This is a genomic window from Sphingomonas sp. CBMAI 2297 (assembly GCF_029870595.1).
Lineage (GTDB): Bacteria > Pseudomonadota > Alphaproteobacteria > Sphingomonadales > Sphingomonadaceae > Sphingomonas.
Genome location: NZ_JAPDIR010000018.1, coordinates 1 through 20,449 on the forward strand (window position 1 = coordinate 1; position 20,449 = coordinate 20,449).

The 20,449-nt window shown below is 68.3% G+C and carries 18 protein-coding genes; 6 read left to right on the forward strand and 12 right to left on the reverse strand.

Annotation, left to right across the window (positions count from 1 at the left end):
- Window positions 1-5,376, reverse strand: a 5,376-nt coding sequence (locus tag OMP43_RS19525; protein WP_280281222.1) for a non-ribosomal peptide synthetase, incomplete at its 3' end; no start/stop codon positions are given.
- Between the two features lie 357 nt (window positions 5,377-5,733).
- On the opposite strand from OMP43_RS19525, the gene OMP43_RS19530 reads away from it, so the two are divergent.
- From OMP43_RS19530 to OMP43_RS19540, 3 genes are read left to right on the forward strand one after another with little or no spacing between them, the layout of a single operon-like run.
- Window positions 5,734-6,588, forward strand: a complete 855-nt coding sequence (locus OMP43_RS19530; RefSeq protein ID WP_280281223.1) for a DUF6202 family protein — start codon at window positions 5,734-5,736, stop codon at window positions 6,586-6,588.
- Entirely contained in the window at window positions 6,585-7,445 is an 861-nt protein-coding gene (locus OMP43_RS19535; protein ID WP_280281224.1) for a PhzF family phenazine biosynthesis protein, read from the forward strand. The genes OMP43_RS19530 and OMP43_RS19535 overlap by 4 nt, the downstream gene beginning before the upstream one ends.
- Window positions 7,442-8,266, forward strand: coding sequence for an aspartyl/asparaginyl beta-hydroxylase domain-containing protein (locus OMP43_RS19540; protein WP_280281225.1), 825 nt, complete (start codon window positions 7,442-7,444; stop codon window positions 8,264-8,266). Before OMP43_RS19535 ends, OMP43_RS19540 begins: the two co-directional genes overlap by 4 nt.
- A gap of 34 nt (window positions 8,267-8,300) precedes the next feature.
- Here OMP43_RS19540 and OMP43_RS19545 read toward each other — a convergent pair whose 3' ends face one another.
- The 5 genes from OMP43_RS19545 to OMP43_RS19565 form a co-directional block, all read right to left on the reverse strand.
- The gene (locus OMP43_RS19545; protein ID WP_348538617.1) at window positions 8,301-8,504 is read right to left on the reverse strand and encodes an MbtH family NRPS accessory protein; all 204 of its coding nucleotides are present in this window, start codon (window positions 8,502-8,504) and stop codon (window positions 8,301-8,303) included.
- Window positions 8,505-8,520: 16 nt separating this feature from the next.
- Window positions 8,521-9,225, reverse strand: coding sequence for a 4'-phosphopantetheinyl transferase superfamily protein (locus OMP43_RS19550; RefSeq protein ID WP_348538616.1), 705 nt, complete (start codon window positions 9,223-9,225; stop codon window positions 8,521-8,523).
- Window positions 9,222-10,118, reverse strand: coding sequence for a chlorinating enzyme (locus OMP43_RS19555; RefSeq protein WP_280281228.1), 897 nt, complete (start codon window positions 10,116-10,118; stop codon window positions 9,222-9,224). Before OMP43_RS19555 ends, OMP43_RS19550 begins: the two co-directional genes overlap by 4 nt.
- On the reverse strand, window positions 10,115-10,573 hold the full coding sequence (locus OMP43_RS19560) for a hypothetical protein (protein ID WP_280281229.1): 459 nt from the start codon (window positions 10,571-10,573) through the stop codon (window positions 10,115-10,117). The genes OMP43_RS19555 and OMP43_RS19560 overlap by 4 nt, the downstream gene beginning before the upstream one ends.
- Window positions 10,574-10,635: 62 nt before the next feature.
- Entirely contained in the window at window positions 10,636-11,424 is a 789-nt protein-coding gene (locus tag OMP43_RS19565; protein WP_280281230.1) for a DNA alkylation repair protein, read from the reverse strand.
- Between the two features lie 31 nt (window positions 11,425-11,455).
- On the opposite strand from OMP43_RS19565, the gene OMP43_RS19570 reads away from it, so the two are divergent.
- Genes OMP43_RS19570 through OMP43_RS19580 form a run of 3 tightly spaced genes read left to right on the forward strand, consistent with a single transcriptional unit; the run spans window position 11,456 to window position 14,687 of the window.
- Window positions 11,456-12,571: a pyridoxal phosphate-dependent aminotransferase gene (locus OMP43_RS19570; RefSeq protein WP_280281231.1), complete on the forward strand. Its 1,116-nt coding sequence runs from the start codon at window positions 11,456-11,458 to the stop codon at window positions 12,569-12,571.
- Entirely contained in the window at window positions 12,568-13,599 is a 1,032-nt protein-coding gene (locus tag OMP43_RS19575) for a hypothetical protein (RefSeq protein WP_280281232.1), read from the forward strand. Before OMP43_RS19570 ends, OMP43_RS19575 begins: the two co-directional genes overlap by 4 nt.
- Complete coding sequence (locus tag OMP43_RS19580) at window positions 13,596-14,687, forward strand: pyridoxal phosphate-dependent aminotransferase (protein ID WP_280281233.1); 1,092 nt, start codon at window positions 13,596-13,598, stop codon at window positions 14,685-14,687. The genes OMP43_RS19575 and OMP43_RS19580 overlap by 4 nt, the downstream gene beginning before the upstream one ends.
- A gap of 65 nt (window positions 14,688-14,752) precedes the next feature.
- On the opposite strand, the gene OMP43_RS19585 is transcribed toward OMP43_RS19580, so the two are convergent.
- From OMP43_RS19585 to OMP43_RS19610, 6 genes are all read right to left on the reverse strand, one after another.
- A complete protein-coding gene (locus tag OMP43_RS19585) occupies window positions 14,753-15,550 on the reverse strand; it encodes a MetQ/NlpA family ABC transporter substrate-binding protein (protein WP_280281234.1) in 798 nt (265 codons plus the stop codon).
- Between the two features lie 8 nt (window positions 15,551-15,558).
- Window positions 15,559-16,224 (reverse strand): methionine ABC transporter permease, encoded by a 666-nt coding sequence (locus tag OMP43_RS19590; protein ID WP_280281235.1) that lies wholly within the window; start codon window positions 16,222-16,224, stop codon window positions 15,559-15,561.
- On the reverse strand, window positions 16,221-17,189 hold the full coding sequence (locus OMP43_RS19595) for an ATP-binding cassette domain-containing protein (protein WP_280281236.1): 969 nt from the start codon (window positions 17,187-17,189) through the stop codon (window positions 16,221-16,223). Before OMP43_RS19595 ends, OMP43_RS19590 begins: the two co-directional genes overlap by 4 nt.
- A 348-nt stretch (window positions 17,190-17,537) precedes the next feature.
- Window positions 17,538-18,221 (reverse strand): DOPA 4,5-dioxygenase family protein, encoded by a 684-nt coding sequence (locus tag OMP43_RS19600; RefSeq protein ID WP_280281237.1) that lies wholly within the window; start codon window positions 18,219-18,221, stop codon window positions 17,538-17,540.
- Between the two features lie 20 nt (window positions 18,222-18,241).
- On the reverse strand, window positions 18,242-19,021 hold the full coding sequence (locus OMP43_RS19605; protein ID WP_280281238.1) for a sulfite exporter TauE/SafE family protein: 780 nt from the start codon (window positions 19,019-19,021) through the stop codon (window positions 18,242-18,244).
- The gene (locus OMP43_RS19610; RefSeq protein ID WP_280281239.1) at window positions 19,018-20,220 is read right to left on the reverse strand and encodes a dipeptidase; all 1,203 of its coding nucleotides are present in this window, start codon (window positions 20,218-20,220) and stop codon (window positions 19,018-19,020) included. The genes OMP43_RS19605 and OMP43_RS19610 overlap by 4 nt, the downstream gene beginning before the upstream one ends.
- Window positions 20,221-20,449 lie beyond the last annotated feature (229 nt).

A 20,449-nucleotide genomic window follows, 5' to 3' on the forward strand; every position in this document is an offset into this window, starting at 1 on the left:
CACTCCGACCTCGCGCAGATAATGAGCAAGGCGGGACGCGCGCTGGTCCAGCATCCGATAGGTGAGCGTCTGGTCATCGCCGATCAGCGCCACGGCGTCGGGCATGCGGGCGCAACACGCCTCGAAGGGCGCGGCCAGGCTGTTCTCGCGCACGGTCTCGGTACGCTCGGGGTTCAGTCCGTGCAGGACATGCGCGCGTTCCGCGTCCGTGAGCAGCCGCGCCGTCGAGATCGGGGCGTCGGGCGCCGCGAGCAGGGCGCCCAGCATCGTGCCGAGCATTTCCCCGATGCGGCCCGCATTGGAGGAGGTCCCGATCTCGGGGCCGCATTCGATTGCCGCCGCGATCTCGTCCTCCGCCAGCCGGATCGCGCAATGAAACGGACTCACCTCCGGCATCGGCGGCCAATCCTGGTCGAGACCCAGGCTGACCGAGAACAAAGGTGTCGGCGGCACGCCATCGGGTGGCGAGGCCAGTTCCCGGATCGCATCGACGGCCATTGCGAGCCCCGCCGCCGGATCGAGCGCCAGGCACGCATCCCGGACGACATGCCGGAAATCCATCTCGCCGGTCAGAACGCAATGCCAGCCCAGCCAGGCACGCACGCGGCCCGGCGCGGAGACCGGCCCCAGGCCGAAGAGGAAGGAGGATTGCTGCGTCAGGCGGAACATCAGCACCGCAAGCGCGGCGCTCAGGACCTGTCCGACCCCGGCGCCCATCTCGCCGGCAAAGGCGCGCAGCGGCTCCAGATGCGCGCGGGGCAGCGCCACCAGGGCCGACCCGGCGGCGGCGGCCCGCCCGGGCATCTCGCGCGGGAAATCAAGGTGCGCCCGGCCCTCGATCAGCTTCTCCCAATGCGCCGCCTGCTCGTCGCTCACCGGCGCGGAGACAGCCTCCCCGGTGCCGAGATCCGCCATCGCCACCTCGGCGCCGCGCACCGCCACGTCGCCGAGGATCGCAAGGAATCCCTCGACGAAGCGCGCGACGCGGGGGCCATCGAATATGTCCGCGTTGTATTCGAGAACCCCGACAATCTCGTCCGGCCGCTCGGCAAGGCTGAGATTGAGGTCGAACTTCGCGGTGGCGAGCTCCTGCACCACCGGCTCGACGGTGAGGCCGGGGAGCGAGAAACTGCCGATCGGTATGTTCTGCAGCGCCATCATCACCTGGAAGACCGGCGTATGGCTCAGGCTGCGATGCGGCTGGAGATGCTCGACAAGCACCTCGAACGGCACGTCCTGATTCTCGGAGGCGTTCAAGCTTGCCTCGCGGATGCGGTCCAGATGCCCGGCGAACAGATCCTCCGGCTCCGCGCGGCTGCGGATCACGACCGTGTTGACGAAGCAGCCGATGATCTCTTCGAGCGCGACCTCGCCTCGCCCGGCGATCGGCGTTCCGACAAGGATGTCGCGCTGGCCTGACAGGCGGTGGAGCAGCGTCGTGAACGCCGCCATCAGCGTCATGAACAGCGTGGCGCCTCGCCGCTTCGACAGCGCCAGCAGCCGGTCGCGAACCTCGCCCGGGATGGCGAACCGGGCCTGCGCGCCATTCCCGCTCATCCGGTTGGGCCGCGGCCGATCGGCAAGATCGAGCAGCAGCGGCGCGCCCGCCAGCTGCCGCAGCCAGAAGTCCAGCTGCCGCCGGCCCGCGCGCCCCTCGATCATCGCGCGCTGCCGCTCGGCATAGTCGGCATAGCGCATCGGCAACGCCGCGAGCGGCACGGGCGCGCCGAGCAGATGGCGCCGGTAGAAGACGCTCAGCTCGCGGACGAGCACGCCCACCGACCATCCATCCGCCACGATGTGATGCATGTTGAGCAGCAGGATGTGCTGCGCCTCGCCGACGCGCAGCACGCGGACATCGATCAGCGGACCGCGTTCCAGGTCGAACAGGTGGCGCGCGTGCGCGCGGACGAGCGCGTCGACCTCGTCCGCGCCGGCATCGACCAGGGTCATGTCGAGCGCGACCGCGCCGGCAATTCGCTGCACGGGCTCGGCATTCTCGACTCCGAAGCGCGCCCGCAACGTCTCGTGGCGCGCGACGATATCGGCGAACGCCGCGCGCAGCGCCGGCAGGGACAAGTCCCCTCGCAGCCGAAGCGCGAACGGCACGTTGTAGCTGACATCGGCGCCATTGGAGAGCGCGTTGAGAAACCATAGACGCTGCTGCGCGAACGACATGGGCGTGGATGGCCCCGCGGAGACGCAGGTGCCTTCCCGCCCGGCCCCCTTGCCGAGCGGCGGATCGGCGCGCGACGCGGAGGCCTCCATATCGGGCGAGGCGGCCGCTATCGGGGCGGGCTCGCCGGATGCCGGCGGCCCGGCAGCCGCCTGCGCGATCAGTCGCCGAAGCGCCGCGGCGAGATCCGCCAGCCGCCGATTCTCGAACAGCAGCCGCAGCCCTATCTCGATGCCCAGCCGGTCCCGGATCCGCACGGCGACACGCGTCGCGGATAGCGAATGCCCCCCGCGCTCGAAGAAATCATCCTCGCCGGAAAGCGCGTCGATATCGAGCACTTCGCACCATATCTCGCGCAGGGCCTGCGTGACCGCGCAATCCTCCCCCGGCGCCGGCGTATCGCGGGGCGCGGGCGGCGTGCGATCGCGCTTGCCATGGGGCGTGACCGGCAGGCGATCGACCAGCTCGATGCGCTCCGGGATCATGAAGCGCGGCAACCGCCCGGCCAGGGCCGACCGTATGTCGCCGGCGCTCGCGCCGGGGCGATGCTCCGCGCCCAGGACGACCGCCGCCGCCAGCTGCCCGTCGCCCCCCCGGGCCACCACCGACGCCGTCGCGGCGCGGACGCCCGGCAGGCGCAGCAGCGCGTGCTCGATCTCGTCGAGCTCGATCCTGAACCCGCGAAGCTTGATCTGCCGGTCATGGCGACCAAGGAATTCGAGCGCGCCGTCATCCCGCCGGCGGACCCGATCTCCGGTGCGATAGAGCCGCTCCCCGGAAATGCGCGGATGGGGGACGAACCGCTCCGCGGTCAGGCCCGGCAGGTTCACATAGCCCCGCGCGACCCCGGCTCCGCCGATGAACAGCTCACCGGCCTCTCCCGGTCGAACGGGCAGCATCCGGGCGTCGAGTATCGCGAGCTCGACATTCGCGAGCGGCAGCCCGATCGGGATCGCGGTCTCGCCGTCCATTTCCTCGATGCAGCGATGCATGCAGGCAAAAGTCGTGGTTTCGGTGGGACCATAGCCGTTGACGAGCTGGGTCCGCGGGCATTGCTCCCGGAAGCGGCGGACGTGGCGGGGCGACAGCGTCTCGCCGCCGGCAATCACGCAGCGTAGCGCCCCCAGCACGTCCGCGCCGTCCTCGACCAGCATGTTGAACAGCGAGGCGGTGAACCAGGCCAGGTCGACGCCGTGGCGCGCGATCGTTTCGCGCAGCCCCGCGGCACTCGGCACCTCCTCCGAGTGGATCACGCAGGTCTTGCCGTTCAGGAGCGCTCCCCACAATTCGAACGTCGATGCGTCGAACGAAAAGGGCGCCGCCTGCAGGATCGCCGTCGCCGCTTCCAGATCGGCATGGCGCTGGCCAAGCACCAGATTGGCGATCGCATGGTGCGGCACGCCGACTGCCTTGGGCCGCCCGGTCGAACCCGAGGTGAAGAGGATATAGGCCAGGTTCGCACCGTCCATCGCCCCTTCCTCCGCACCCGCGGGCATGGCCGAGCCCTGGTCGAGGCCCGCGATGTCGAGGATCGCCCCGTCATATGCGTCGAGCACGGCGGAGCCGCGGCAGAGGAGATGGCGAACCCCTGCATCCCGCGCCAGTTGCGACAGCCGCGCGGGCGGGAAGCCGGGATCGAGCGGGACATAGCAGCCGCCCGCCTTCAGCGTGGCGAGCATGGCGATCACCGCATCGGGAGAGCGATCGAGCAGGATGCCCACCGGCGTCTCGCGCGCGACGCCGCGATCCCGCAAATGACGCGCGAGCAGCGACGATTGCGCATCGAGCGCATGATAGCTCAGCCTGTCGTCGCCATGCGCCAGCGCGATCGCGTCCGGCCGCCGGCGCGCCTGGGCGCTGAAGAGCGCGTGCACCGTCGCCCCCTCCGGAACGCGCCGCCCCGGCGGCGGGACGCTCGCCTCCCCCTCCGGCGCCTCCCCCTCCGGCGCCACCATCATCCCGGCCCGTTCCACGACGGCATCCAGCTCGGCGAGCGCCGCCTCCGCGGTCAGCGCCGAAGTGACGCAGAGCCCGACATCGGGCTTCGATGCCTGCGAGGCGGCGCTCAGGATGCTGACGTTCGACAGGTCATAGGTCATCAGGCCGCCCGATCCCGGCTCGGGGGCGAGCATCGCCGACAGGCTGGCGTTGAGCCGGTCCGGCGGCTGGCCGTTGCTGAACACCGCGGCGATCGCGGCCGACCCGTTCCGCGGCGCGGCGCGGCGCCCGATCGCGCGGAGCGCGTCTCCCAGGCCGAGGGTGGCATGCATGTGCGCCAGACGCAGGTCGACGCCATGGACCTCGAGAACGGAGCGGAAGATCAGCCCGCCCCCGGGTCGGAACGACAGGTCGATCGGAACCAGCTGGCCGTGGTCATCGACCCGCACTTCGAGATGGAAGACGAAATCGTCCAGCGGAAAGGCCCCCGCGAACCGCGCCAGCAGGGCGTTGAGGATCGCCGGGTCCGGCGGCCGGCAAGGCGGGGTAACCATCGCCCGGTCATGGATGGGATAGCGTTCGTGGATGCGTATCTTTTCGTGGACCGCGCAGAAGGTCACGCTGCGCGCGCCCACGATCCCGTCGAGGCAGAATTCGGCCGGCCGGGCACGCGCCCCGATGAAGGGCATGACGAGCACGGCTTCCTCGTCCGGCACATCGTCGAGCCCGCGCAGCGCGGCAACGACATCGGCCGGCGACGCGCCGGGTCCGGGGCGGAAGACTCCCCGCGACTCCGTGCCGACGACCGGCTTGAGGATGACCGAGTCGAGCGGCGCGCCCAGCGACGCCAGCACGCGCTCCAGCTCGTCGAGATTGCGCGCGAGGATCCGCTCGGGAAGTGCGATGCCCTGCGCCTCGAGCAGGCGGTACAGCGTCTCCTTGTCGCTGATCAGCCGCTGCGCGGCGAACAGCCGGTCATTGGCCCGCGCAAGCGCCGCATTGGCCCGCCAGGCGAGCTCCTGCACATCGTCGATGCAACTGGCCATGCCCGCGAGCGGCAACGCGCTCCTGTCGCGGATCGCGAGCGGGATCGGCCGGGCCTGAAACAGCGCCTCGTGAACCCGCGCAATATCATCCCGATCCAGGCGAACAATATCCGCCGCGCCGCCGAGGATCGCGTCGTCGATGCTGGCATGTGAGCGGATATCGCCGAAGATCGCCCAAAGGTCTCTGGGTGGTCGGCGAGCCGAATCTCGACGCAAGTTCCCCCTCCGTCACTCGACAGATACTCACGTGCACACGCCATTGCCGCGTGCACGGTGAATTCCTGAGTCCGTGCCACAACAGCCGCATCAAATTACTCCATCGCATTGCAGGACGCCAGCTATCCGATAGCGCTGCCCAAGAGTTCTTCCGGCTTCTCATGCAATAGTGACGCAATCCGCGCCCCGGAAACTGGACGCGACGTCACCGGAATCGAGTTTTTCAGTCTCGCGCGAAATTTCTACGTGTGACGATTTTGTTGCCACCTTGACCGGCGCCACCGGTTGCGGGAAAGTCGAGTGGATTGAGCATTGTCGCGCTGGTGACGACGGCGCGACGGCGGGAGGGAAAGCTCGATGTCGGGGCCACCAGGCGTGACGGCGATGCAGGCGGCGAGCGACGACACCGCGCCTGCCCTGGCGCTCGAAGCGGCGATGGATGCGATCATCAGCGACGCCGGACTTCGGCCGAGCCGCAACGCCTTTTTCCGCGCCGCACGCGCCATCGCCACGGTCGATGCGCGATCCGGCCTCCACATCGCCCATAACTGGCGCGAGATCACCAAGACCTTCATGCTGTCGGCGATCGTCGGCCTGGGCGAGATCGCCAGGGCCGAGCTCTCCGCGCGGGATCCCGCCTTCAATGCGCTGGGCGTGCTCCAGACCGGCGTTCGGGTCATCGCCGATGATCTCGACAATGCGGCCCCGGCATTTGCCGCGCGCGCGCCCGGGGGGATCGACGGCGTTCACTATCTGTGGTGGCAAGCGAGCATATTGCAACCGATCGCCGCGCGCTGCTCCGCCGATATGCTGCTGCGCTGCCATGCCTCGCCTCCGACCGTGGCGCTGACGGGATTCATGCGCGACGTCGCGACTTCCCCGCTCGGCGCGGCGGTGCAGCTCCGCGTGGTCGAGACGATCGCCCGCGACATCGCGATCGCGTTCAGAAGAGTCTTCTCGCGCCTCGAGATCGATGGGGAAAAGCTGTTCACGGGCCGAGACGATCTCGCCTGGATCGATACCCATATCCGGGCGGAGGTGATCCACGCGCGCGACGTCTGCGACGGCGAGACCGGCATGGCATCGCTCGCGGTGTCCGAACCGGAGCAGCAACGGCTCCTCGCGCTGACCCGCCACTATGCCCATTTGTGGAACGAGGTGCTGGAGGACTTCGCCGCCGCCCTGATCGACGCGCATGAGACCGCGCGATGAAGGCGAATCTGGCCGATGGCGCTCGCAAGGCCATCGGAACGTCCAGGTCGCTGCAGATCCCCATCTACCAGATCGGCGCCTTCTCGGACGAGCCGTTCATGGGCAATCCGGCATCGGTCTGCCTGCTCGAGCGCTGGCTCCCGGATACAACCCTCCAGGCGATCGCGCTGGAAAACAATCATCCCGAGACCGCATTCCTGGTCGACAACGGCCAGGGCTATGACCTGCGCTGGTTCACGCCGGCTTGCGAAGTGACGCTCTGCGGCCATGCCACGCTGGCTGCCGCGCATGCGGTGCGCGAGTTCCTCCGCCCCGGCATCGACGCGGTCACTTTCCAGTCGCCCAGCGGCCCGCTTCACGTCGCCGCATCGGGCGATCGCTGGACGCTCGATCTTCCTGCCCTGCCCCATGCGCCCATCGCGCCACCGCCGGGCATCGCGGAGGCGCTGGGCGTGACGCCTCAGGCCTGTTTCGCGTCGCTCGACCTGATGGTCGTGCTGCGCGACGAAGCCGAGCTGAAGGCGATCAGGCCCGATCTGGAAACCATCGCGACCTTCGACTTGCGGGGCATGGTCGTCACCGCGCCGGCCGAAGACTGCGACTTCGCCTCCCGCTTCTTCGCGCCCAAGCTTTCCATCCCCGAGGATGCGATCACCGGCTCGGCGCATTGCACGCTGATTCCCTATTGGGCGAAGCGGCTGGGCAAGACGGAGCTGGCGGCCAAGCAATTCTCGATCCGGCTCGGCGGGATGCACGTGATCCGCATGGCTGGCGCGCTGCGAGGTCCGCGCGTGCATCTCCACGGCTCGGCCACGACCTATCTGGAAGGCCGGATATCGATTCCGGACCCGGCATGAGCACCCGGCGGCTGGCGAAGCTCGACTTCGCGCCCGACCGCCTCGCCGCCGACCTGATCGCCGCGGAGTCCTTCACGTTCAATGGCGCCTATAGCGAGTTCGTTCTCGGCGAATGGCGCAGCTGCATGCTGTGGAACGCTTCGGGCGATGTTGGGGAAGCACATCTGTCGAGCGGCGACCAGGCCGCGAAACTGACCGCCTATGGCGCCGCCATGCCGTATCTCCGCTCGATGATCGAGCGCAGCTTCCGGCTCGACCGCCTGCGCTTCGGCCGGCTTGCCCGAATGGCGCCGGGCACGGTTCTCGTCCCGCATTGCGACTATCTCGAACTCGACGAAGGGCTCGTGCGGCTTCACGTGCCGCTGACCACCAGCCGCGCATGCCTCAACGCGGAAAGCGACCTGGTCTTCCACATGGCGACAGGCGAGGTCTGGTATCTCGATGCGCGCCGGATCCACAGCGCGGTGTCGACCTGGGACCGCGCCCGGATTCACCTGATACTCGACTTCGCTTCCGGCGGGCGCCCGGAAGAGCTGCTGCGCATCGATTGCGCTCCGGCAGAGCGCCCGGCCGACGCGCTCGTCGCGCTGCCGCCCCTCTCGCCCGCCGAGGAAGCGTCGCTGCTGGCGCTCGGCGACGTCATCGACCGCTTCAACCACCGGGACATATTGGCGATCCTCGTCCGCAAGGCATTCACCCACGACATGTCGCTGCGATCCGTCTTCACGCGGTTGACCGAGATCGGGATGCGAAGCGGCGATCCGGACCTGATCGAGACGCTCGAGCGCCAGCGCCGCTACTTCACGGTCGCGCGCGGCTAGGGCATCGGCCCGGTGGAAGCCGACGCGGCGGAGGTCAATCGCGCGCGAGCGCCTCGCGCAGGCTGCGGGGGCGCATGTCCGTCCACACCCGATCGATATGCTCCAGGCATTCCTGGCGATTGCCCGTGAACCCGGCCTCGCGCCAGCCCGGCGGCAGCGCACGGCCGGCAGGCCAGATCGAATATTGCTCCTCGTCGTTGACGACGACATGTAGACGCTCTTCCGCCGGTTCGGTCATCTTCGTCCCCATTTGTTCAACCAGGATCGCATCGGCCATGTTCGACGGCGCTTGCGAAGATATGATCGCCGGCGATCAGCCATCGCCCCTCCAGCGCCCGCGCGGCGCCTTCCCAGCGGCCGGGCATCGCATCCACCACGCGAAACCGGCCATGCCCGGCCGCGGACTCGATCGTGAAGGCGAGCCCGACATCCTCGAACTCGAGAAAGCATCCGAAGCGCGGGGACAGGCATTTGTAGACGGCCTCCTTCGCGCTGAAGACCAGGTTCGGCCAATACCCGTCCAATCCCGGCATCCGCACGATGCGCGCGCGTTCGTCGGCCCGGCAGACCCGTCGCGCCAGGCTCGGCTCGAACGGCACGATCCGCTCGACGTCGATCCCCAGCGCGGCCACATCGGAAGTTCGCGCCACGGCGGCACAGCACAGGCCGCCGCCATGGCTGATACTTCCGGTGAATCCGGGCGGCCAGCGCGGAAGGCCATCCGCATCCGGGGGGAGCGCGACGGGCGGCGCCCCCAGCCTGGCGAGCGCGCGCCGCGCACAATCCCTGCCGGTCGCAAACTCGCGCCGCCGCGCCGCGGTCGCCCGGGCCACGGCATCGCGCTCCTCCGGGAAATATGGCAGATCCCGCGCGGGAGCAACGCAGATCGTGAGGCCCGCGCCACCAGGCCGGGCCAGTTCATCGGGGAAATCGATCCCGGCGCTTCGAACGGGCATCATGCCGGCAAGCCGGCGCGGACCCGATTATAGCCGTACCGATCCGTGCCGCTGACGAGCAAGGCACGCCAATTGCCCAGATCCGCGGTCCCGCCATATTCGTTCAGATGCGATTGGGTGGGATAGATTCTGACGTTGGTGGGCACATAGCGCGCAACAAAGGCCATGCGGGTCTTTTCGCGAGTGGTGTTGGGCAGCGAGCCGTGCATCGTCGCTTCCCAGGATATCATGCACTGGCCGGCCCGCATTTCGACCGTCACCGGCTCGCAGCGGCTGGTGTCCCAATCCGCGTCGACCTGAAGCTCGCGGGTATCATAGCCATATAGGCCACGCAGCACGCCGTCGCGCAGCCTGCGGTTGATCCGCTCCGCATCCCACCGCATCGGACGAAGATCGTCGAAATGGACGTGCCGGTGCGAGCCCGGCACATATTGCATGCAGCCATTCTCGATCGTCGCGTCGGTGAATGCGGTCCACACGGTCAGGGTGAGGAATATCTCCGGATAGCGCGCGTGCGGCTCGGTCGCCGCGAGCTGCGGGATGCCGTCCCCGATCGCCAGGTTGCGCGACTGGTGCCAGTCCGTCCCTTCGTCCCCGGGATATTTGGCGAAGAATTCGGTGCGCCAGCACAACAGATCGTCGCCAAGGATGCTGCGCAACCGCGCCACGATCTCCGGCCGCCGGACATGGGCTTCCAGGAACGCCACATCGAGGTGGCGATCATAGTTGGCGATCGGTCCCGCCTGGCCGAGCGCATAGGCGGCGGCATCGCGATCGAGCAGAGACAGGCGCAGATCGGGAAGCCGGGCGAGCATTTCCTCGCGGGGATAGACGTCGAACGGCCCGATGAACCCGTCGCGATCGAATTGCGCGATTTCCCGCTCGCTCAGGCTCACACCAGGGCACCCGCCGGCTGCTGCAACGCGTAGCGCTTGGCGAAATCCGGCGGAAACGCGAAGCCGTTGGTGTAGAAATAGCGGATCAGCTGGCCCTGATGCTGCGCCTCATGCTCGAGCAGATCATAGGCCAGCGCCGTTCGGGCCGCGTCATCGGCATGCTGGTCGAGCGTTTCGAGAACCAGCGCACGCGATCGCTCCAGAGCCGTCAGGAGCGCCGCGCGCTGCTTTGCCTGCGCGCGGCCGATGCTGCACGAAAAACCTGCCCAGCCTCCGGCCGCGATACCGGCCGAATAGCTTTCACGCGCACCGACCACGCACCAGAACTGGCTGCCGATGCTGACGGAGGGCGTTTCGCCATTGCGCTGGCCGAGCAGCGCATCGTCCAGCGCATCGGCCAGGGAATTGCTTGCCGACATCGCACGCGAAACCCGATCCCGCAGAACTTGATCCATGCCGCCCCCTTCGAAACCCGGTCTTCGGAGCCTGGCCGGCCCATTGGCCGAGCCGGAAATATTCATAATCTCGCCTTGCGACGCGCAACAGAGGAAATATTCGTGGCATTCTCGCGAATATAGTTCTCGATCTCGCGCGGATAGACCTTATGCATTTCGCGCAATACCCAACCCACTGCGTTCGCAATGAATTTATCGCGATTGCCGAGATGGGGATCCAGGAAGGGAAACACCTGATCGGGGCGGAGATAAATGGCGTTCTTGCCCGAATAATGCACCAGCGCGACGATCGAAGTTCGAATCGACCAGATATCGTCTTCGCCGTTCAACCCGCGCAGGAACGGCATCACCCGCTCCGGCCAGTTATGATTACAATAGGAGTAGATCGCGGAGAGATCGTCGCAATGCCCCCAGTCGTCGACTCGCCCCACCCATCCGCGAATGACCTCGAAATCTTCGGGCCGGATCGCGAGTCCCTTGTTCCGGTAATAGAGCAGCGGGACCGACAGAACTTCATACTCTTCCGAATGCGTCCAGATATAGTCGAAGATGCGCAGCCGCGCATCCGGCGCGTGACGCGACAGGTCGAAATCCGAAAGGGCGATACGCCGCAGCACCGGGACGCGGATGGCGAGGAAATGATATCGGGACCCCTTGTCGCGCTGCGCGGCGGCGGCGCGGCGGGGCTCGCCCTCCGCCTCCAGCAGCCGGGTCAGGCGGGCAAGGCAATCGGCTGCGTCCCTCGGTTCCATCACCGGCCCTTTCGCCTGGCGCGAACGCACGGAGCCTTCGCACCGAACAACGCGTCCGCACCTACACCAATTGACTCGGCCAATCGAGCCGAAGAACATGACCGGGCAGGAATATCCGAGAGAGCCGCCGATGACCGCGATAACCTTTTCGGATCAGATCCATGCCGCGATACGGAGTACGGCGCCCGGTTACATGCAGGCCGGCCACCGGGACTTCGCGCAATTCGATATGTCTCGAGGAGAGGCGCGCTTCACTTGGCCGGCCGAAGTTCTTGCCGCCATGCCGGACCCGCGCGGCGAGGATCTGCGCTATCAGGATCCGCGCGGATCGGCGGCGTTGCGCGAAGCCTTTCTCGCGCACCGGACAATCCGGTCGCAACCTGGCCTCGACCCGCGCCAGCTGCTGGTGACGGCCGGGGCGAAGCAGGCGCTCTGGCTCGCCTTCGCGGTGACGGTGCGCGCCGGCGACCGCATATTGCTGCCTTGCCCGGGCTGGGCACCCTATAGGATCTGGGCCGAAGCCTTCGGCGCGCGCGCTTCCTTCTATGATCCGAGCCCGCTTCACGCGGACGCCTTGCTGGCGGAGATCGCCGCGCGCAACTGCGACCATGTCGTGATCAATTCGCCGCACAATCCAACCGGCGCCGAATATGACCAGGCGATCATCGACCGCATTGCCGCCGCCGCGGCCGACGCCGGCGTCACGATCATCTCCGACGAAGTCTATCGGGATCTGGGCAGGGACAGGGCATCCTTCCTCGCGCACATCGGCACGCCCGGCGGCGTGATGGTTGCCGATTCCCTCTCCAAGACGGCGGGCGCGGCCGGGTTGCGCATCGGGTTCCTGGCGGGGGCCGCCGATGTCGTCGATGCCGCGCTCGCCGTGCGCGCCACCATGGATTCCTGCCCACCGGGGACCGGCCAGGCGCTCGCCACCTTCCTGCTGTCGCCGGCGGCGGCGGCGCTGCGGCACGGCATCCGCCAATTCGCCCAGGCCAGTGTCGCGCGGCTCGCCGAGAAGCTGCGCGCCCTGGGAACCCCGGCGGAGAGCAGCGGCGCGCTCTATCTCTGGGTTCCGGCAAGCGGCGACGGCGACTGCGTCGCGCTGGGCGACGGGATGCTGGCGCGCGGCGTCCCCGGACGGACATTCGGGCTGGGCGGCCATGTGCGCCTGTGCCCGGTGGATTCGGACGAGCGCATCGCGCGGTTGCTTGGCGTTGCGTTCGAACCGGGGGGCGAAGCGTGAAGGATTTTCTGGAACTGGACGTGCGCCGGCGCCCCTGGCCGTCGACGCGTGTGATCGACGTCACCTTGCGCGATGGCGGCTTTCGCAATCGCTTCGCATGGACGATCGACGACATGGCGACGATCGCCTCGGCGGTGAGGGACGCGGGCGTTTCGTGCATCGAGCTCGGCTATGTCGGCGGCGTGCCCGAGCTGCACGGCGTGCGCGACGTCGGGCTTGCCGCCAATCTCTCGCCGGACCATGTCGCGCGCCTGCGCAGGGCGGTGCCGACCGGCCTGCTCGCCGCAATGGTGCATCCCTCCGCCGCGCCGAGCGCATTGCGCCTGGCGCCGTTCGCGGACGCCGGGCTGAACATGGTGCGCCTGATATATCACCGGCGATGGAAGGACCGCTTCGCCGCGCTCGCCGCCGAAGCGCGCGATGCGGGGCTGCTGGTCTCGGCGAATATCGCGCTGGCCAGCCGCTATCCGGCCGCCGAACTCGTCGGCGAAGCCCGGGAGATCGCCGGCCCGAATGTCGACATCCTGTATTTCGCCGACACCTGCGCCGCGCTGCTTCCGTCCGAGACGGCGGCGCTGGCCCGGGCGCTATCGCCGTTGGGAACGCTCGGATTTCACGGTCACGACTTCCTCTCGCTCGCACTGGCGAACGCGCTGGCGGCGGCATCGGCAGGAGTTTCGTGGATCGACGCTTCGCTGCACGGGATCGGGCGCGGTGCCGGCAATCTCCGCCTGGAGCTGTGGCTCACGCTCATGGCGGCATCCACCGGCGCGAACCAGAGCTGCCTGCACATGCTGCTGCCGGCGCTGCAGCTGGTCGAGCGGCGCCTGGGGCCGGAGCTTTCCCCCGACATGGCGTCGATCGTCGCCGGCGCGCTCAATCTCACGCCGCCCCAGGAGGACCAGCTGCGCGACGCGGCCGACGCCGCGCAATGCGCCGAGCGGGCCGCGATGCTGCTCCAGAACCATCTCGACGCCGGCTCGGTAGCCCAGGCCCTGGCCCCGTCGCGCCCGGACATGCCGGCATGAGCGGCACGGCCCCGCCGGGTTCTCTGCCGGCGACGGGCGCGGTCCTGGAGGGCCTGGAAGGTCGCATCAACCTCCGCTCGCTCGCACCTTCGTTCCTGGCGCAGTTCTTCCCGCTGGACATTGCCCGGCCGCATCTGAGAGCGGAGGCGCTGTTCGGCTATTCCCCGACCGAAGGAACCCCGGCCTTGCGCGCGCGCATCGCCGAGGCGGTGCAGGGATATCCCGACGAGATCGTGGTGACGGATGGCGCATCGCAAGCGATCTTCCTGATCCTGCTCGCGACCTTGGCGCCCGGCGCGACCATCCTGGTCCCCCGCCCCACCTTTCCCGCCTATCTGCGGATCGCGGCCTATCGGAACTGCAGCATTCGCTTCTACGAATGGCGGGCGGACGGGGCCGCCCTGCTGGAGCGGCTGCGCGCGGCCGACAGCGGGGAAATCGATGCAGTGATCCTCAACTCGCCGCACAATCCGACGGGCATCGCGCTTGACGGGGCCGCGCGCGAAGCCGTCGCCACCATGCTCGGCCGGATGCGGCAGCGCGTCATTCTCGACGACACCTATGGCTGGCTCGACGACGGCGGGGCGGAACAGATCACCCATTTCCACCGCTTCGCCGCGGAAAGGCCGCGCGCCGCCGGGGTGGCTGCCGTGGGGAGCCTGGGAAAGCTGCTCTGCCTGCCCGGACTGCGCCTCGGATTTGTCATGACGCGCGACCCCGTGCTGCGCGACGGCATCATCGAGGCCAAGCGCCATCTCGTACAGGCTTCCTGCTCCGCTTCGGAGCATCTCGCCGCCGAGTTGCTGGCCTCCGCCGCATGGCTGGAGGGCCGCCATCGCCTGGTAGCCGCGCTTGATCAACGGCGCCGGGAATTCGGGCAGGTCACGCGCCACGGCGTGCGCCTCGCCGCGGGCGGCCGCGGGTTCTATGCTTATGCCGGTGCCGTCGCGCCGCTGAGGGCGCTCGGCGTGGACGGGATCGACGGCCCGGTCTTCGAGGGCGCCGCCGACGAAGCCCGTTACTGCCTGGCGGCGTCGACGGCGGACTGGTCGCGCTTCACCGCGATGCTCCGCGACGCGCCCGACTGACGCACCGGCACGGCCGTGCCAGGCAATGCCGCCGCCCGGCCCCGGCGCTCCGGCGCGTTCCTCGCTCAGAAGGCCGGGATCACCGCCCCGCCATATTTGCGCTCGATGAATGCCCGCGTCTCGGGGCTGTGCAGCGCCGCGACCAGCTTCAGCACGCGCGGATCGTTCTTCGCGCCTTCAAGGCCCACGACGAAATTCACATAGGGGCTGTCCTTGCCCTCGATCGCCAGCGCGTCCCGCCTCGGATCCAGCTTCGCGTCGAGCGCATAGTTGGTGTTGATCAGCGCCAGGTCGACCTGATCGAGCACGCGCGGCAGCGTCGCCGCCTCGAGTTCGCGGAACTTCAGGTTCTTGCGGTTCTCGACGATATCCTTGGGCGTGGCGGAAGTGCTCTTGGGGTCGAGCAAGGTGATCAGCCCGGCCTTGGCGAGCAGCTGGAGCGCGCGGCCGCTGTTGCTCGGGTCGTTGGGGATCGCCACCGTCGCGCCCGCCGGCACGTCGGCAATCGCCTTCCACTTGCGCGAATAGGCTCCGAACGGCTCGACATGCACGCCCGCGATCGCCACCAGATGCGTGCCCTTGGAACGGTTGAACTCGGCCAGATAGGGTCCGGTCTGGAAATAATTGACCAGGATCCGCCCTTCCGCGACCTGGGTGTTGGGCTGGACATAGTCGTTGAACACCCTGACATCGAGCTTCAGCCCCTGCCTGGCCAGGGCCGGCTTCACGAACTCCAATATCTCGGCATGCGGCACCGCCGTCGCGGCGACGCTCAGCGTGTTGGGATCGTCGGTCTTCGCGGATCTGCCGCAGCCGGCCAGCGCGAGCGCGGCGAAAGCGGTGAGGAGCAGGCGTCGTTGCATCGGAAATCCTATCGGCGGGTGAAATGGCGGACGAGGCGGTCTCCCGCCATCTGGAGAAGCTGGACGAGGACGAGCAGCAGCGCGACGGTGACCAGCATCACGTCGGTCTGGAAGCGTTGATAGCCGAAGCGGATGGCGAGATCGCCCAGCCCGCCCGCGCCGACGGCCCCCGCCATCGCAGTGAACGAGACGAGCGCGATCGCGGTCACGGTCGCCCCCGCGATGATCCCGGGCAGCGCCTCGGGCAGCAACGCCCGGAACACCAGGTCGCGCGTGGTGGCTCCCATGGCCTGGACCGCTTCGATGGTGTTGCGATCGACTTCGCGCAGCGCGGTCTCGACCAGCCGCGCGAAGAAGGGCGCCGCCCCCACCACCAGCGGCGGGATCGCGCCCGCCACGCCGAGCGAAGTGCCGACCAGCAGCACCGTCAGCGGGATCATCAGGATCAGCAGGATGATGAAGGGCACGGAGCGCAGCAGGTTGACCAGCAGGGCCAGCCCCCCGCTGACCGCGCGATTCTGCCAGACCTGGCCCGGGCTGGTCAGGAACAGCAAGATCCCGAGCGGCAGGCCGAGCAGGACGGTCAGCAGCAGCGAGCCGCCCAGCATCGCGAGCGTGTCGAGACAGGCCTGGCCGATCTCGCTCCAATCGACATTGGCAAGCCAGCCGCTCATGCCGCCACCTCGCCGTGCCGGCGGAGCGCCGCGAGCGCGGCCTCGGTGTCCCCACCGGTCAGGCCAAGGGTCAGCTGCCCGAAGCCCGCATCCTTCAGCCGGCCGATCCTGCCGTCGAGAATCGCGAAGTCGGTGCCGGTCTCGCGGGCGATGCGGGTGAGCACGGGCTGCAGGACCGCCTCCCCCTGCAGCGTCAGGCGGACGACCGGCCCGTCAAAGGCGATCGGCTGCGCGCCCTCGTCGTCTTCATCGATCAGCGCGCGAGTCTCCGCCGCCCGTGGGCGGAGGAAGACATCGGCGACGCTGCCCGTCTCCGCCACTCGCCCGGCATGCAGCACCGCGACGCGATCGCAGACCTGACGGACGACTTCCATCTCATGCGTGATCAGCACGATGGTGAGTCCCAGCTCGCGGTTGAGATCGGCGATCAGCGCCAGGATATTGCGAGTCGTCTCCGGATCGAGCGCGCTGGTCGCCTCGTCGCAGAGCAGGACGTCGGGATCGGTGGCCAGCGCCCGGGCGATGCCGACGCGCTGCTTCTGCCCTCCCGAAAGCTGGGCGGGATATTTGGCGCCATGGTCGGCCAGGCCGACCCGGGCGAGCAGTTCGGGCACGCGCAGAGCGATCCGCGCACGGTCGGCTCCGGCGATCCGCAGCGGCAGCGCGACATTCTCGAATATGGTGCGCGCGCCCAGCAACCCGAAATTCTGGAAGATCATGCCCACCCGCCGGCGCAGCAGGCGCAGGCCGTCGCCGGACAGGCCGTCCAGCGCGATGCCATCGATTTCGACCCGGCCGGCGGTGGGCCGCTCTAGCCCGTTCAGCAGCCGCACCAGAGTGGACTTGCCGGCACCGGAGCGGCCGATGATGCCGAACACTTCGCCCCGCGCGATCTCCAGATCGACGCCGGCCAGCGCCGCATGGCCATTGGCAAAGGCCTTGTGGACGTTTTCGAGGCGGATCATGCGTCGCCCCTCCGCGCCGCGGACAGGGGCTGAAACCAGGCAGGATGCTCAAATGGCAGAGCGAGATCGGTCATGGGCTTTCCGGAGTGGCGCCGGGCGGAGACGCGCCGGCAGGTTCACGAGCGGCGTGGATAGCGCCTTTGTTCCACAGCATGGGCGAGATGAGCTTTAGCACATGATAGCCGAACTTGCTTCTTAATATCCATCTGATTGATATGAATTAGGCGTGTGCCGATGAAGCCAGCAATCGTTCTCGTCCGGCTTCGTCGCTTCCCCGGGCTGGGTCATCCCCTCCAAGCTCAGGTCTGGGCCGCGCTCCTCCCCCCTGGAGCGCGGCCTTTTTTTCGCTCAGGCCTCGGGCCGGATGGTCGGCCGGGTATTGGGATAGATCTGTTCGACCTTGGGCTCGCCGGGCGCCGGGGCATGCATCCCATAGGCGTTCACCGGCTGCGAACGGTTCACCCAGAGCGCGTAGTAGAGATGATCGGCACGCGGGTCCTCGGTATTGGGGTGAAGCAGGATCGTGAGGCCGAGGCTGTTGAGCTGCAGCCATGGGACGATCACCGGCAGCAGATCGTTGGCGAAGCCGAAATAGAAGGACGGCGTGACGTGCGGTCCCCGCGGCTCGAGGTTCCAGTTGCCGAGCTCGACGGAGAAGCGCTCGGCGGCCCATTTGCGGATCAGCGCCGCCTTCGCATGGCTGTCCTCGTCGAAATAGATGTGCGCGTGATAGCTCTTGATATCCGTATAGGCGCGTGGGGTCGATGGCAGCACGGCCTCGCCCGGACGCACCGATTTGGGGCGCGGCGTCGGCTCCTTATAGGTCTCATAGCCCCAGGGACTGCGGCCCGACACGGCGGGCGCGGGAGCCGTGACGGGCACGGCCTGCGCCTGCGCCTGCGCGCCCCGTGCCAGCCCAAGCGCGGCGAGCGCCGCGGCGCCACCCCCAAGCAACGCCCGGCGCCCCGGCGAAAGCAGGTCGGCCCACATCTGGTCGTCGCGTTCGTTGAAGAAATTGGGTTCGAGCGACATGGGGCATTCTCCGAGGGGGTTCAAAACACGAGCCTGCCGCCGACAATGGCGAGCGTTCCGGCAAGCACGGGACGCAGCACCCGATCGGGGATGCGCGTGGCGATCAGGCTGCCGATGACGATCCCGGGCACCGACCCGAGCAGCAGGGATCCGAGCAGCCCGAAGTCGACCGAGCCGAGCAGCCAATGTCCGGCGCCCGCGATCAGCGTCAGCGGCACGGCATGGGCGATGTCGGAGCCGACCAGGCGATTGGTCGGGAGGCGCGGATACAGGATCAGCAGCACGGTCATGCCCAGCGCGCCGGCGCCGACCGAGGACAGCGAGACGAGCACTCCGAGCACCGCGCCGAGGATGACCGTCAGCGCCGCCACCTGGCGCTCGGGCCGTGGCGGGCGATCGGTCGTGAAATACTCGACGATCCAGCGCCGGAAGAGGATCGCCACGGCCGTGACGAGCAGGGCGATCCCGAGCGTGAGGCTGATCACCCGGCCCGTGCTCTCGAGATGCGTCCCGAGCGCGGCCAGCACCAGCAGCGTGATCAGCGTGGCCGGCACGCTGCCGATGGCCAGCCGCCGCACCACTTTCCAGTCCACCGTGCCGCCGGCGCCATGAACCACGGTGCCGACCGCCTTGGTAGCCGAGGCATAGAGCAGATCGGTGCCCACGGCGGTGGCGGGATGAAAGCCAAAGGCAAGCACGAGCAGCGGCGTCATCAGCGAACCGCCGCCGACGCCCGTCATGCCGACGAGCAGGCCGACCAGCACACCGGCGAGCGAATAGAGCGGATCAAAATGCGTCACCGACGTGCCACCGCCACCGGGCGATAGGCTTGATCGCGCGCGTCGATCGTCGCCTGCCAGACACGCAGCACATTGCCGCTCCACAATTTGTCGATATCCGCGTCCCGATAGCCCCGGCGCTTCAGCTCGGCGGTGACATTGGCGATCTCGCCGACATCGGCCCACCCGTCGACGCCGCCGCCATGATTGAAGTCGGACGAAAGCGCGACATGATCGACGCCGATCCGCTTGACCGCATAGTCGACCGCATTGACCAGATCCGCGACGCTCGCGCGCGGCTCCCTGCCAACGATATCGTGGAAGCGCTGGTCATATTCGGCTTGCCTGTCGGCAGCGAGCGCCGGACCGCCGGGCTTGAGCCCATATTGCTTCTGGAGCGCGGCCACCGCCGCCAGGGTCTCGGGCGAGCGCGCGCGCAGATAGGCGCTGAATGCATTGATCGCGACCACGCCCCCCTTGGCCTTCAGCGCGTCCAGCTGCCCGTCGCTCAGGTTGCGGCTATTGTCGACCAGACCGCGCACGTCCGAATGGCTGGCAATGACCGGCGCGCGGCTCAGTGCGAGCACCTGGTCGAACGCCGCGTCCGAGAGTTGCGACACGTCGATCAGCACGCCCAGATCGTTGAGCCGCCTGACCGCGGCCCGGCCCAGCGGCGAAAGGCCGCCATTCTCACCGGGCGTGTCGCCGAGCTGCAAGGCCGGCCGCGACGAATCCGCGAACTGATTGTTGCCGGCATGGACAAGGCCGAGGATGCGCACGCCGCGGCCATACCAATAGTCGAGCTGGTCGAGGTCGTTGCCGAGCGGCCAGGCGTTGAGGAAGCTCTCGATCACCGCGAACTTGCCGCGCGCGGCCGCATCCCGGACATCGGCCGGGGAGCGCGCGAACACCGCCAGCGCGGGATTGCGCTCGGCGATCGCATGAATGGCGCCGTCGCGCACGCGCAGCTCGGCCTGCGCCCTGGCGAGCGTCGGCGCGTCGCGCGTGCCCTGCGGCACGAACAGCGCGATGGCCGCGGCGTTGAGGTCGCCGGCGCGCGCACGATCGAGGTCGAACTGCGATGTCGGATCGGCCTTGCCCGACCAGCCCGGTGCCGTGGCGGACTTGGGCAGGTCGACATGCGGATCGATGGCGAGCGTCTGCGCCGCGGCGGGCGCCACGGCGAGCGAAAGGCTGAGCGCGAACAGGCTGGTCTTCACTGGATTCCTCCCAAGACAATATCCCGCAATCGCGAGGCCATGGCCGCCTCCCGCTTATTCCTATTTTATAAATGGGAATTATGGCGCGTGAAAATCTATCGCCGCCACAAGCTGGCGTTGCGCACAGCAGGACGCGCTATCGATTTGATTTTCCCGAGCATGACTCCGCCGGTGCGGACCGCACGTCGCGTTCGCGACAGCTGCGCTATCGCGCCACAAAGAGCTTCTT

Excerpts from the sequence above, each read along its gene's own strand:
- OMP43_RS19540 (WP_280281225.1), top strand. The coding sequence starts at position 7,442 with ATGAGCACCCGGCGGCTGGCGAAGCTCGACTTCGCGCCCGACCGCCTC.
- OMP43_RS19585 (WP_280281234.1), bottom strand. The coding sequence starts at position 15,550 with ATGCAACGACGCCTGCTCCTCACCGCTTTCGCCGCGCTCGCGCTGGCC.
- OMP43_RS19590 (WP_280281235.1), bottom strand. The coding sequence starts at position 16,224 with ATGAGCGGCTGGCTTGCCAATGTCGATTGGAGCGAGATCGGCCAGGCC.
- OMP43_RS19545 (WP_348538617.1), bottom strand. The coding sequence starts at position 8,504 with ATGACCGAACCGGCGGAAGAGCGTCTACATGTCGTCGTCAACGACGAG.
- OMP43_RS19530 (WP_280281223.1), top strand. The coding sequence starts at position 5,734 with ATGTCGGGGCCACCAGGCGTGACGGCGATGCAGGCGGCGAGCGACGAC.
- OMP43_RS19570 (WP_280281231.1), top strand. The coding sequence starts at position 11,456 with ATGACCGCGATAACCTTTTCGGATCAGATCCATGCCGCGATACGGAGT.
- OMP43_RS19550 (WP_348538616.1), bottom strand. The coding sequence starts at position 9,225 with ATGATGCCCGTTCGAAGCGCCGGGATCGATTTCCCCGATGAACTGGCC.
- OMP43_RS19565 (WP_280281230.1), bottom strand. The coding sequence starts at position 11,424 with ATGTTCTTCGGCTCGATTGGCCGAGTCAATTGGTGTAGGTGCGGACGC.
- OMP43_RS19595 (WP_280281236.1), bottom strand. The coding sequence starts at position 17,189 with ATGATCCGCCTCGAAAACGTCCACAAGGCCTTTGCCAATGGCCATGCG.
- OMP43_RS19580 (WP_280281233.1), top strand. The coding sequence starts at position 13,596 with ATGAGCGGCACGGCCCCGCCGGGTTCTCTGCCGGCGACGGGCGCGGTC.
- OMP43_RS19535 (WP_280281224.1), top strand. The coding sequence starts at position 6,585 with ATGAAGGCGAATCTGGCCGATGGCGCTCGCAAGGCCATCGGAACGTCC.
- OMP43_RS19600 (WP_280281237.1), bottom strand. The coding sequence starts at position 18,221 with ATGTCGCTCGAACCCAATTTCTTCAACGAACGCGACGACCAGATGTGG.
- OMP43_RS19560 (WP_280281229.1), bottom strand. The coding sequence starts at position 10,573 with ATGGATCAAGTTCTGCGGGATCGGGTTTCGCGTGCGATGTCGGCAAGC.